The following is a 14,353-nucleotide window of genomic DNA, read 5'->3' as shown; positions in this document are numbered from 1 at the left end:
AATCCGAAGGCATAAATCTCCAGCTTAGAAAAGCAGTTACAAAAGACCCAATTCACTATTCACTACTCACTACTCTAAAGGTCAGATACACCATTGTTCCATTGTATAGAAACAAATAAACAGGAAACAAAGCGTACAACCAATCATGACCAAGGCAAATGAAGAGGAAAACAGACCAGGAAACCAATCCGTAAGTCCATGCAGCAGTTTTTTGTGTTTCCGGTTTAGTATAGGCATTTTGAATGGTTGGAATGCCTGTTACAAAATCCGCTAAAATGGCAAACACCGTAGTAAGCCACGGATCTTTTGATAATAAATAGATAAGTAGGCAAAGCATTCCAAGCAGCAGGAAAATCCAGTCTGCTTTTTTTATCAGGAAATTATCCAACAACAAAGACAAGATAAAAATTGCGAAGCAACCCATTGTTGAAAGCAATAAACCCACAAGACTCCATTGCCAGCCTGCACCTGCAATTTGTGAAACAAGACTGGTTCCCATCAGCAAAGTCCAACCCAACCAGGAGAGCAGGCTTGGTTTCATTTTTCTTCGATAAACATCATTAAGCAGCAACAACTGCGCTGCAATAATCAATAGGCCCGCAATGATACTCAATGACTGTTCGAGAAGTTTTGGGAATAGCTGCGTCATTGAAATGATTTACTCATTCATTTTATAGAATATTTCAGGCGTAATGCAGAATACTATATGAGTAAATAATTTTCCAACAGCATCTCTATTTGCATCAGACAATTACTTATCGTTCAATCACCACCTTATTTGCAAAAGAGAAATCTGCTGTTTGCATTCTCGTAAAATAAATTCCATTGCTAATCATATGCACATCGATATGAAGTTTGTTTTCCCCATTCACGAGTTGCAAATTCTGCGACAATACTACTCTTCCCATTGCATCCATCATTTGCAATGGAAATGTTATTGCCTTATCTGAATGAAGCGTGATAATTAAATCATCAGTCACAGGCATTGGAAACATAGTTACATCACGCACTGAAGATTGAATTGTCTGCACTGAAGTAGCAAGACAACTGCTGATGGTAAAATGCGACACGTTGGTAGACCATGATGTTGTTGGATTATAAGTTGCCGTAAACCAAAACGAACCATCCACCGGATCCGTCACCATTCCATTGTAATCACCATAACGGTTGGAGCTGTTGTGATTGCTGCCTTCAACACCAACGGTTTCGGCGGTAGTCATAAGGTTTAAATCATCGCACTTTGCACGGCCGATTACCATCGTGCCCGGAAAAACTGTTTCACTTGATATGTTGTAACCCAATGCAATGGCTCCGTCGTCATTGATGCTGATACTGCTCATCCACCGGTTTTCTGTGTCCGGTGAATAGGTTCCTTCCTGGAAAACATGCCATGTGCCTCCGGTTGTTTTCCTTAACTCATACCATCGTACGCCCGCGGTTTCCTCACCGTCAGCATTTACACCATGGGTACAAACAATGGACTCATAATTTTCAAAATTCCGGTACATCACCTTGTCCATCACAATATTTGCGAGTGGATCTAATTTAAGCGTGGTGCCCGGTTGTGGAATACAGTTAAGGGAATTAAAACCGCACATCTCACTGTTATAATCTGATGTTGCAAGATTATAAGGCCCGCTGATGGTTGAATTTGCAGGTAAAGTCCAATCAATATTCACTTCAAAAATTTCCAGGTGATCGGAATCAATCGTTCCGCCCCAGGCATCGTCTGCAACACGAATCATCAATGCAGGTGAACCTTCAGGAGGTAATGTGGTACCGGTAAAATTTACAGGCGAAGCGGCCTCGAAACCAATGGATGGAAAACCTGCAAGGGTGAATTTCTGCACTGTTCCTATTGGAAGTCCATCCAGCACGGATGCGCGGTCAACTGCCCAAATAGTAGGGCTGTTTGAATTAGTAGTAATGAAATACGAATCGCCCCAGGTAGAAAGCTTCGGATAATCAGGAAAGCCACCAGAGGTGGTAAAAGTGTAGACATACCACTCACCTGTTGGATCATTGGTTTGTGAAACACAAATTTCCAGCTTGCTCGAAGAGCAGGAACCCAGCACAAGCAATACGTATCGGTCGGCCTGTTCATCGTATACTAAATTCGGATCTCCACAATCATTAATACCCGAAAAATCTTTCACCTCCAGTTCATCAATCAATATATTTCCTGTTTTATCCCAGATGCGGATAAACGTGCTGATGTTATTATTCACCATCTGCATAACATGATTGGGGCCTACAGCAATGCAATTGTCGGAAGGGTCTATGTTCGCTGACATACCTTCCCAATTAGAAAGCATTGTGATTTCAGTATCCGATGAATCGCGTGTGTTATCATCCATTTGCCGGATAGGATCTGCACCCACAGGTCGGGCATTTGGATTCACTGTTTCCATAAATCTTTCCAATGAAGGATTTTCATGCTCCACCCTGATCTCATCAAAAGAAATTAAATGTTTAGTGGTAGGAAGATCACGCAGCGCCGGAGATAACCTGATCAGCTCCAGTGGAACTATTTCAGGATTATTAAAAGAGTAAATCTGTGCTTTTGCGAATGCAGAACATATTATGCAACTAATTAAAAGTAGTATTTTCTTCATGTCAGATGAATTAGGCTGCTAAAGTTAGTTAAAGTATAATTTAGGTTTCAATGCAAAAAAACATTCTTGGCATAAAGTCTATTTCCAACTAAAATTCATGCTTTCCTATTATAGCTGCAACACATGCCGCTGCATTTTGTCCATCAATAGCTGCTGAAACAATTCCGCCTGCAAAGCCCGCTCCTTCTCCAACAGGATATAATCCTTTTACCTGTGGGTGTTCCATCGTAATTTTATCTCTTGGAATTCTTACCGGTGATGATGTTCTAGATTCTACGCCATGAATCACTGCATCATTGGTAAAATAACCTTTCATCTTTTTTCCGAAAGCAATAAATCCCTCCTGCAAACGTGCGCTGATTGCAGCAGGAAGTAATTCATGTAACGGTGCAGATTTTATTCCGGGTTGATAAGAGGTCAAGGGCAATGTTGCAGAAAGTTTTCCATTTACAAAATCAACTAATCGCTGTGCAGGTGCAGCTTGCGTGCCTCCTCCGGCATCGCAGGCCATTTTTTCTAACGTCTGCTGATACGCAATGCCGGAAAGATTTCCAGCTTGGCTGTATGGCGACAAATCTTCTAATTCAACACTCACCACTACACCTGAATTCGCGAAAGGATTGTTTCTTTTAGATGGTGACCATCCGTTCACCACCACTTCGCCCATTGCCGTCGCACACGGCGCAATAATTCCACCCGGACACATACAAAAAGAATATACTCCACGGCCATCGGACTGATGCACAAAGTTGTAAGAAGAGGCCGGTAATAATTTTCTCTTATTAATCATTTCCGATTCCGTTTCGCAATGATACTGCACCTTGTCAATCAGTGACTGCGGATGCTCTACCCGTACACCCATTGCAAATGGTTTTGTTTCTATCAGAATATTTTTATCGTTCAGTAATTGAAAAATATCTCGTGCAGAATGACCGGTTGCCAGCAACAGTTGTTGTGTCACAAATTCTTTTTCTTCTCCGGTAATAATGGAAGTTGTGATAACACTTCTTACCTTATCATTCTCAATTACAATATCCTTTAACCTTGTGTTAAAATGAATTTCGCCGCCATGTTCTAAAATCGTGCTGCGGATATTTTCAATAATCTCCGGCAGCTTATTGGTACCAATATGAGGATGCGCATCAATCAGTATATCTTCATTCGCTCCGTGTTGTACAAAGAGCTGAAGAATTTTTTCAGTATCTCCACGCTTGGTGCTTCTGGTGTAAAGTTTTCCATCTGAATAGGTGCCCGCTCCGCCTTCTCCAAAACAATAATTAGAATCAGGATTCACGATGTGATGCTTATTAAGCTCTGCAAGATCTCTTCTGCGATCGCGCACCGTTTTACCGCGTTCAATTATGATTGGTTTGATTCCGGCTTCGAGTAATCTTAAGGCAGCAAATAATCCTGCCGGACCCGCGCCAATAATTAATACCGGAGCAATATGATTTACTTTTTGAAAAGATATAGATGGTGTCTTAATAAAAGGAACATCATTTCCAAAAATCACCTCAATACGCAGGTTGATTTTTACCTGCCTGTTTCTTGCATCAATGGAACGACGCAACAGGCGATAACTTTCAAAATCCTTCTTTGAATTTCCAAGCGCTTCTGAAATTATTTTTCTTAACGCGACTTCGTTGGCTGCCTGTTCAGGTGTTACTACAAGGTTTAATTCCTGAGTCGTCATGGAAAGTATTTTTCTTTCAAAAGATCTCTTACTGCAAATGAAATCTGGTATCCGTTTTTAACTTAGCATCCAAATCATTAAATTCTGTCAGCTTTATAGCAGTTTTATTTGAATATGGAAAATCCAAAAAAATTGAGCCAGATCATTAACGATCGATAATTGTATTTTTTTCGAGACTACTATAATGTCTGGATCTCCTCTTTTACTTCATCATTCAAAAATCGTTGATCGGTGTTCGATATGTATTTTCATTCCTCTCGCACAAATCAGGTCACTGATTGAAAAGCAATTCATCCGGCAACGATAATAAGATTGGAAAATGGAAAATCGCGCAAACTAAATCTGATCCAGTCCAATCATCTGTTGTCTTTCAGTATCCCACACTTTAAGGCGGAAACAGGCGATAATGTCAGAAGGATTAAGAGAAGTGACTTTAGCTGTTTGTAATTCCGGGATGGCAGCCATTACTTCCGGCAACCTGTAAAATGGAATACGCGAATTGATATGATGTATGTGATGATAACCGATGTTTGCTGTCACCCATCTCCAGAAAAAATTCATCTCCATGTGACTTGATGATTCCAATGCTGCATGGTCATAACTCCATTCGATATCTTCTTTAAATGTGACGCCGGGAAAATTATGTTGCGCATAAAAAAGATACGCTCCCATCGCACAGGCAATGGAAAATGGAAGACAGATAGACAACAACCAAATTTGCCAGCCGAAAAAAATGATGATGAGTACGCTTACTGCAACATGAAGAATTACTGCAATCATAGAATCCCAGTGCTTTCCCGGACTGCTTAGAAATGACTGGATCGTCATTCCGTACAGAAAAACAGAAATGTAGCCCATTAAGATTGTTAAAGGATGCCGGATGGCGAGATAACCTATTTGCTGTGACCGCGTACACTTCAAATACTTTTCGCGCGTAAAAATCGGAAACGATCCGATGCTGGCAGTATAAAGCCGCGAATTGTGCGCATGGTGATAATCATGTGTACGTTTCCAAATGCTCGTTGGTACTAAAATCAGGATGCCAAAAACAGTAAACAACGCGTCAGCGATCCATGACTTTGTTAAGATGGAATGGTGCTGATGATCATGGTAAATCACGAATAAGCGCACCAATACAAAGCCGGCAAAAATGCTGCAGATCAACCTGCCTGCAAAAAAAGGGACCATCACGGTTCCGATAAACAAGGCGATGAGTATGAGCAACGTGCTGATCGTAAAATACCAACTCTTCCAACGCACCTCTTTTGCGTAAGTTTTAGTAGCTAAAATCAGTTCTTTGCCTTGTAACATCTATCGGCGAAAGTACAGAATATTCAACTATGAAGGAATCATATGAGAAAGCATCGGGCGCTGACACCAACTATTCATCCTGTAGAAGCGGTAGCCCGGAGAGCTTGCCTGCCCTGAAATGTGATCAGCGAAATAATTACGGCTTCTTATGTTTCCATCGTCTATGACTCCACAGCCATATCTCCGGCTGCATCCGGATTTCATTTTCAAGTTTTTGGGTATGCGCTTCCGAAATTTCTCCTTCCATAGTTGCTGAAGGCGTTTCGAAAATAGTTTCCGCAAAAATTTTATAGTAACCACGTTTCACACGGTGAACACTTGCATATACTACCGGATAATTCAACTTACGCGCAATAGCTTCTGTGCCCCAGAAAACCGGTGTGTCCTGGTTTAAAAAAGTTGTCCAATAAGCTTTCTCCGGCGATGGCGTTTGATCAGCAATGAAAGCCGTGCTGCTGATCAGTTTCCGGTTTCGCACCATCTCTCTGAAGGTATCCTGCATCGCAATGAGCTTCGTACCAAATCGCATCCGCATATCAATGATCAACTTGTTATAATATGGATTGACCAAAGGATGATAGATCACAAACAACTGTTGCTTGCATTGCAGACTGAAAGCATTCCCGGCCCACTCCCAGTTTCCGAAATGACCCATAACAACAATGATGCTTTTCTTCGCTTCATAATAATCATTAAAAAGTTTCATCGCCTGCTCATCAAAAGTGCAATGCCTCATCGCAAATGACCTGCTCATAGTCAGTGTCTTGAAGGTTTCCAGGAAGAGATCGCACAGATAATGATAGAAATTTCGCATGATTACCTTTCGTTCCGCTGTCGTTTTTTCCGGAAAAGATTTTTCCAGATTTTCACTTACCACTTTCTTCCGGTAACCTGCCACATCATAAAGAAAAAAGCAAACCAGATCAGAAAGTCCATACAATAGACGTTGCGGCAAAATGGAAATGAGGTACAGAAACGGAAGAGCGAGGTAGAATCCGATAGCTTGCATAACGTGGACAAAGGTATTGCGAACCAATCATTAATTCCCTAAAGTCGCTATATGGCTAAATGGTTATATGGTTGTTCCGACTTCAAGCTTGCAATTAATAACGGCTTCGCCGCAACCATTTGACCATTCAACCATTTAACCATTATCATCACAACTCAAGTTATCCACACCCTCTGTTTTCACAGTATAACTACCCTATTTTCGCAGTTGATATAAAACCGGAAATAAAGTGCGTTTAGTCAATCTCGAAATAAAAGGATTTAAAAGTTTTGCCGACAAAACGGTCATTAACTTCAACGATAATGTGACAGGTGTGGTGGGGCCCAATGGCTGCGGCAAGTCGAATGTAGTAGATGCTATTCGCTGGGTATTGGGCGAACAGAAAACCTCCATGCTCCGGTCGGAAAAGATGGAGAACATCATCTTCAACGGTACCAAAAACCGTAAAGCATCTTCACTTGCCGAAGTTTCGCTCACTTTTGAAAATAACAGGAACCTTCTACCAACAGAATTTCACACCGTAACCATCAGCCGGCATTACTATCGCAACGGCGACAGCGAATACAAACTTAATGGCATCACCTGCCGGTTAAAAGATATCACATCGCTCTTTCTGGATACAGGCATCAGCAGCGATTCCTATGCAATTATTGAATTGGGCATGGTGGATGAAATCCTGAATGATAAAGATCATTCACGTCGCAAACTGTTTGAACAGGCTGCCGGCATTTCAAAATACAAAGCACGGAAAAAGGAAACACTCAACAAGCTGGAAGCAACACAGCTTGACCTGAACAGAGTGGATGATCTGTTGTTCGAAATTCAAACCAATCTGAAAGCACTGGAAAGCCAGGCTCGCAAAACAGAACGATATTATAAACTGAAAGAAGAATACCGCAACCTCAGCATTGAACTGGCTTTGTTTACACTCGAAGGATTCAAAAAATCATTTGATGTGCTGCAGCAACAACAGCAGCAGGAAGAAGATAAAAAATTAAAACTGGAAACCGATGTGGTGATGCACGATGCAACACTCGCACAGGAAAAAACAGACAACATCAACAAAGAAAAGCAGATGCTTGCTGTGCAACGTGAACTGAACACTTTTGTCACAGCTATTAAACAAAAGGAAAATGAGAAAAATATTTTCACTGAAAACCTGAAATTTCAGAAAGACAAAAAGGAAAACCTCACTTCGCAAAGTGATAAAGCCGCTGCTGATCTTCAACAAATAGCTGCCGGCATTGAAGGATTTAAAGAGCAGAAAATTAAAGAACATGAATTATTCAGCTCCTTTACCCAAGAGCTGGAAATCGCGAAACAGGTGCTTGAAAATATTCGTGCCGATCATGGTGGCATCAAAACACGGCTGGAAGAACAGACCAATGTAATGCGCGATCTGGATCGTGAAATTGCGGAGACGGAAAAAAATATCACCATCCGCGATGTGCAAAAACAAAACCTGTTGCAGGAAAAAGAACGTGGAGAAACGGAATTCAATCAGCGCCAGAATGAGTACGGGCTGTTTCAGCAACAACTGCAATCATTACGCGAAGAAGAACAGTTGAAGAAACAAATCGTGCTTGAGCTGACCACTGCAGGCGACACGCTTCAAACACAAATCAACTCCGTAGAAGAAGAGCTCGAAGGCACACGCGAAGAGTTGCGCAGCATTCATCGTAACCTGGATGCACGACAGAATGAGTTCAACCTCACCAAAAGTTTTATCGACAACATGGAAGGATTTCCTGAGTCGATTAAATTTCTGAAGCAACATCCGGAATGGGCTACTCATGCACCGTTGCTTTCCGATGTGATCTCCTGCCCTGCTGAATTTCGTGTTGCTATTGAAAATTATCTCGACCAGTATCTTAATTTTTATGTGGTGGCGGATATGAATGATGCCATGAATGCAGTCAACTTATTGAGCGCCGCGTCTAAAGGCCGTGCGAACTTTTTTGTGTTGAATGATTTTGAAGATGCTCCGTTGAAATCAATTCCGACTCCGCCAAATGCCATTGCAGCATTAGACGTTGTGGAGGCAGATCCTAAATACAGGAAGCTGGTTTCATTTCTGTTATCAGGCACTTTCATTTTGCGGGATGAGGAACAGGCAGACCTCAGAAATATTGACAAGCAGGCTTCTGTTATTTCGCGCAGCGGAAAATTTGTGCGTACACCACTTGGGCTTTCAGGCGGACAAGTGGGTTCCTTTTCAGGAAAAAGATTAGGCAGGATAAAAAACCTTGCAGCACTTGAAGCAGAGATTCTTCAATCGAAAGAACATGCTGAACGTTTACAGCAACGTATCCAAATGCTCCAGGCTGATCTGATTGCATTGAAAAATTCTTCGAAAGACGCGGAGCTGGATGAGGTACGCGAACAGCATAATCTCGTGAAGAATCAATTGACTTCCATTTTCACAAAGATTGAAAATATCGAAAGCTTCTTCGTTACACACCATTCCCGCATGGAAAATATTCATGCGAAAATTGATACGCTTGAAGTTGAAAAATCACAGTATGGCGGTCAACTGAAAATTCATTCAGATAAGAAAAACGGATTACAACAATCACTCGATGAATTGACTGCTTCTTTCAGCGCAAGCGAATTAAAGCTGAATGAAACATCACAGGCGTACAATGCGAAGCACATTCAGTTTGTGCAACAGCAAAATAAAGTGGCCACCATTGATCGCGAGCTGGAATACAAGAATCAGCAAGCCGGTATCACACAACAATTAATTGAAAGCAACCAGTCGGAGCTCGATCGAACGGCTGCGGCTATTATTGACATTGAGCAGAAATTAACTGTTGCCGAAGCTGTAATCATACACGATTACGCGGAGAAGGAAAAAATGGAACAGCAGGTTGCTGCAGTGGAGCAGGTTTATTATGAAAGCCGTGGCAAAATAAATGAGTTGGAAGAATACCTGAAAACCATTTCAAAAAATAAAGAACAGGTTGATCTGTTGCTTGGCGAGATCAGGGACAAGACCACAGAATTAAAGCTGCAACTGAATTCATTAAAAGACAGGTTGGCCATTGAATTTAAAGTGGAGATTGATTCACTGATGGACAGGAATGCAGATCCTGAATTGAACCCTGAAGAACTGAAGCAAAAATCAGAAAAGCTGAAAAGCCGCATAGAAACCTATGGCGAAATTAATCCCATGGCGATGGAGGCTTACAATGAAATGAAAGACCGTCATGATTTCATTGTAACACAGAAGAATGATCTGATGAATGCAAAAACATCGTTGCTGCAAACCATTGATGAAATTGAAACCACAGCGAAGGAACAATTCCTGACGGCTTTCAACAGCATCAAAGTAAATTTTGTGAAGGTGTTTAAGGGATTGTTTACAGAAGACGATGAATGTGATCTCTTCCTGGAAAATCCCGATAATGTATTAGAGTCGAAAATTCAAATTACTGCAAAGCCAAAAGGCAAGCGGCCTCAAATTATTGATCAGCTTTCCGGTGGAGAGAAAACCCTTACAGCCATTTCGCTGCTTTTTGCATTGTATCTCTACAAACCTGCACCTTTCTGTATACTCGATGAAGTAGATGCACCATTGGATGATGCGAACATTGAAAAATTCAACCGTATCGTCCGCGAATTTTCCCAAAACTCCCAGTTTGTGCTGGTAACACACAACAAGAATACGATGAGCTCTGTAGATGTTATTTACGGTATTACGATGCAGGAAGAAGGCATCTCGCGTGTGGTGCCGGTGGACTTTCGGAGTTTGAATTAGCCTGAGGGTTTGAATGAGTCGTTAGTCCTTAGTTAGTCGTTAGTCCTTAGTCTTTAGTCTTTAGTCTTTAGTCTTGTTAGAAAATCCTATCCTGTATGTACCAATTTAATTCCTAATTCCCCAACCGTCTTTCAACGTCACCGTCCTGTTAAATACCAGTTTATTCTCATTGGATGCTTTGTCAAGACAGAAATATCCTTTGCGTATAAACTGATAAGCCGTTCCTTCTTTTGCTTCCAGCAAGGAAGGTTCCGCATAAGCATTTTCGATTATCTGCAAACTGTCAGGATTCATATACTCTTTAAAATCACCTTCTTCTGCATTCGGATTCTCCACTCTGAACAAACGGTCGTATAAACACACCGTTACCTTTGCTGCATGATCCACGCTCACCCAATGAATGGTGCCTTTTACATTGATACCACTGGTGTCAGCTCCGCTCCTGCTTTCAGGAATATAAGTGCAATGAATTTCTTTCACCACACCATTTTCATCCTTCAAAAAACTTTCGCATTTCACAATGTAAGCGCTCTTCAGCCGCACCATTAACCCAACTCCCAGCCTGAAAAATTTCTTTGGCGGTACTTCCATAAAATCTTCCCGCTCAATCCACAACTCTCTGCTGAACGGCATCATCCGGATTCCGCTGTTCTCCATTTCGGGATTGTTTTCTCCCGGCAATTCTTCTGTTTTTCCCTCTTCATAATTGGTAATTATCAGTTTGACCGGATCCAGAACCACCATCCGCCGAATCGCATTTTTATTCAGGTCTTCGCGTACACAAAATTCCAGCAACCCGATGTCGATTGAATTCTCTCTTCGTTGAATGCCTACCTTCTCGCAAAAAGCGCGAATGCTTGCTGGCGTATAACCACGCCGGCGAAACGCGGAAATCGTTGGCATGCGCGGATCATCCCATCCGGAAACCATTTTGTCATTCACCAATTGCAACAGCTTGCGTTTGCTCATTACCGTATAGGTCATGTTCAACCTTGCGAACTCATACTGATGCGATGGAAAAATTCCGAGCTTTTCTATAAACCAATCGTACAACGGACGATGCACTTCAAACTCCAGCGTACAAATGGAATGTGTGATCTTTTCAATGGAATCACATTGTCCATGTGCGAAATCATACATCGGATAAATGCACCACTTATTTCCAGTGCGATGATGCTCGACATGTTTAATACGATACATCAAAGGATCACGCAACTGCATATTTGGTGAAGCCATATCCACTTTTGCGCGCAATACTTTTTCTCCTTCCTTAAAATCTCCATTACGCATTCGGGCAAACAACTGCATGTTTTCTTCTACACTGCGGTTTCTGTGCGGGCTTTCTTTGCCCGGCTCAGTGGGTGTTCCTTTGGTTGCTGCAATTTGCTCTGCCGACAAATCATCTACATAAGCAAGTCCTTTCCTGATAAGTGTGACTGCAAATTCATACAACTGTTCAAAATAATCGGAAGCGTAAAATTCATTATCCCAGTTAAAACCTAACCATTGAATATCTGCTTTGATGCTGTCAACATATTCTACGTCTTCTTTTTCAGGATTGGTATCATCAAAACGCAGATTAGTTTTCCCGCCAAACTTATCAGCCAAACCAAAATTCAAACAAATACTTTTCGCATGACCGATGTGCAAATAACCATTTGGTTCCGGTGGAAACCTTGTTAACACACGCCCGTTATGTTTATCACTTTTGATATCTGCTTCAACTATTTCTTCCAGAAAATTAAGAGACTTCGCTTCTTCACTCATTTTATTGTTGGCTGATTTAAGAGGGCAAAGTTAACCTCAAATTATTCAATTGCTATAGAGAAAAAAGGAAATGCCGCGAAGCTTGCAAGAAGGCGAATCAGTTTCCTTATACTGTTTAATTTATTTTCGAAATCCGGAAACCTATATTTAATTAGCCATTTATGAATCAGGTATTTATAAAAAACAGTAGCTTAATAGCCTAAATCTTTTTCTATGAAAAACAAAATCATACCCTTTTTAATTTTTGCAACAGTAATTTGCTTTCGCACAGTAAATGCCCAACCCACCATTGCACTCAATACTATTGCAACCGGCTTCACGAAGCCTGTTGACATTGCAAATGCAGGTGACGACCGTTTGTTTATTGTTGAACAGGATGGCATCATCCGTATCCTGCATCCGGACGGAACAAAGTCTGTTTTTCTAAACATTGATTCCAAAGTTAATTCCATTAGCAACGAACAGGGATTATTAGGCCTTGTCTTTCATCCTGATTATGTTAACAATGGTTACTTCTATGTAAATTATATTAACAACAGTGGAAATACCCGGATTTCACGTTTCAAGCGCAGTAACAGTAATCCAGACATGTCCACTTCTTCCAGCGAGCTGGTCCTGCTGACTATCACGCAACCTTACACTAATCACAATGGTGGTGATCTCAATTTTGGACCTGATGGATATTTATATATCGGTTTGGGTGATGGCGGAAACGGTGGTGATCCGGGCAACAGGGCACAGGATATTAATAACCTGTTGGGAAAGATGCTTCGTATTGACGTGAACAACGGTGCTACTTACACCTCTCCGCCAACGAATCCATTTGTAGGCGTGAATGGCGCCGACGAAGTCTGGGCGTATGGCTTTCGAAATCCATGGCGTTTCAGTTTCGATCGACTCACGGGAGATCTATGGATGGGCGATGTTGGTCAGAATGCCTGGGAAGAAGTAGATTTTCAAAGCGCATCTGCCGGCGGAGGATTAAATTACGGATGGCGTTGTTATGAAGGCAACCATATTTATAATTCTTCTGCCTGCGTACTCACCGATCCATTTGTGTTTCCTGTTTATGAATACAACCACGACTTTACCACTGGTGGATTTGCGCTCACCGGCGGGTTCGTTTACCGTGGATCACAATATCCTTTACTGAATGGGTATTATATTTTTTGCGATTACGTATCCGGAAATTTCTGGACTACTGTTTCAAATGGTGCAGGCGGATGGACTACTGCGAAACAACCATTGATCAAAGGTGAAATCGCCACGTTCGGTGAAGGAAAGGATGGAGAAATTTATGCAGCCAATCTTGGCAATGGTGAGATTTATCATTTAGTACAGCAATGCACCGCGCCGGTATTGTCTTTCAGCATTACCAATGCAAGTGCTCCCGGTGCAAGCAATGGTGCTGTAAACATGACAGTTGCCGGATCCGGACCATTTACGTATAGCTGGTCCAATGGAGCAACCACGGAAGACATCAGCGGATTGATTGCAGGAACTTACAGTGTTACAGTAATCGGAAGCGATGGTTGCCCGGCAAATGGCGTTGCAGTGGTGAATAACAACTGTGGCCCGGTAACCAATTTAATTATTTCAAATATCACTTCCACCAGTGCAACTGTGAGTTGGACTGCTTCAGGCGCGACTTCTTATAAGGTAATTTATAAAACAGGTGGTATAAAAAATATGGTGAGTACTGCCGGAACCAGTGTAAACCTGGTGAATCTTACACCCAATAAAACTTATACTGTAACGGTGCAGAATAAATGTCCGGGAACGACTGGTAATTTTTCCACCACCACAACACTTGTTACACCTCCTTTAAAACTGCAAGAAAATTTTTCATTGGAATCACCTGAAATTTATCCCAATCCGGGTAACGGGTTATTCACGATCACACAAACTGCCGGCTGGCAAACAGTGCAAGTGCTCGATGCTACCGGAAGAACATTGCGTGAATTCAACATTGCAGGACAACCGGATCTTTCACTTGATTTAACTGAATTGCCTGAAGGAATGTATCTCGTGCAACTAAAGAATGAAATGCATACGCTTGTACAAAAACTGGTGTTGAAGAAATAATTGAAACAACTGTGCTTCTGTAATCACAGTTGAACAGATCAAAAAATTATGCTTAATTAATTGCAAAGGACTGCTGTCATTGCTTCACGGATCTAACGCCGGGATAGCAATGA

General features: G+C 41.7%; 8 protein-coding genes. 2 read left to right on the top strand and 6 right to left on the bottom strand.

The window, feature by feature from the left end; all coding sequences use genetic code 11:
- Positions 1-55: 55 nt before the first annotated feature.
- From IPO83_16315 to IPO83_16295, 5 genes are all read right to left on the bottom strand, one after another.
- Entirely contained in the window at positions 56-649 is a 594-nt protein-coding gene (locus IPO83_16315; GenBank protein ID MBK9732817.1) for a hypothetical protein, read from the bottom strand.
- Positions 650-755: 106 nt separating this feature from the next.
- Positions 756-2,615, bottom strand: coding sequence for a T9SS type A sorting domain-containing protein (locus tag IPO83_16310; GenBank protein MBK9732816.1), 1,860 nt, complete (start codon positions 2,613-2,615; stop codon positions 756-758).
- An 88-nt stretch (positions 2,616-2,703) separates the two neighbouring features.
- The gene (locus IPO83_16305; GenBank protein MBK9732815.1) at positions 2,704-4,308 is read right to left on the bottom strand and encodes an FAD-binding protein; all 1,605 of its coding nucleotides are present in this window, start codon (positions 4,306-4,308) and stop codon (positions 2,704-2,706) included.
- A 336-nt stretch (positions 4,309-4,644) separates the two neighbouring features.
- Positions 4,645-5,619, bottom strand: coding sequence for a fatty acid desaturase (locus tag IPO83_16300; GenBank protein ID MBK9732814.1), 975 nt, complete (start codon positions 5,617-5,619; stop codon positions 4,645-4,647).
- A gap of 136 nt (positions 5,620-5,755) precedes the next feature.
- On the bottom strand, positions 5,756-6,628 hold the full coding sequence (locus IPO83_16295) for a lysophospholipid acyltransferase family protein (protein ID MBK9732813.1): 873 nt from the start codon (positions 6,626-6,628) through the stop codon (positions 5,756-5,758).
- Between the two features lie 229 nt (positions 6,629-6,857).
- Between IPO83_16295 and smc the strand changes: the two genes are divergently transcribed.
- The gene (gene smc / locus IPO83_16290; protein MBK9732812.1) at positions 6,858-10,388 is read left to right on the top strand and encodes a chromosome segregation protein SMC; all 3,531 of its coding nucleotides are present in this window, start codon (positions 6,858-6,860) and stop codon (positions 10,386-10,388) included.
- A 105-nt stretch (positions 10,389-10,493) separates the two neighbouring features.
- Here smc and IPO83_16285 read toward each other — a convergent pair whose 3' ends face one another.
- Positions 10,494-12,155, bottom strand: coding sequence for a glutamine--tRNA ligase/YqeY domain fusion protein (locus tag IPO83_16285; GenBank protein MBK9732811.1), 1,662 nt, complete (start codon positions 12,153-12,155; stop codon positions 10,494-10,496).
- 213 nt (positions 12,156-12,368) lie between these two features.
- On the opposite strand from IPO83_16285, the gene IPO83_16280 reads away from it, so the two are divergent.
- Positions 12,369-14,240 carry a PQQ-dependent sugar dehydrogenase gene (locus IPO83_16280; protein MBK9732810.1) on the top strand — a complete coding sequence of 624 codons (1,872 nt, stop codon included), beginning with the start codon at positions 12,369-12,371 and terminating at the stop codon, positions 14,238-14,240.
- The last annotated feature ends 113 nt before the right edge of the window (positions 14,241-14,353 follow it).

The organism is Chitinophagaceae bacterium, assembly GCA_016717285.1.
GTDB lineage: Bacteria > Bacteroidota > Bacteroidia > Chitinophagales > UBA10324 > JACCZZ01.
Note: the sequence above shows the minus strand (reverse complement) of the source record. Positions and strands in the feature narration are given on the sequence as shown.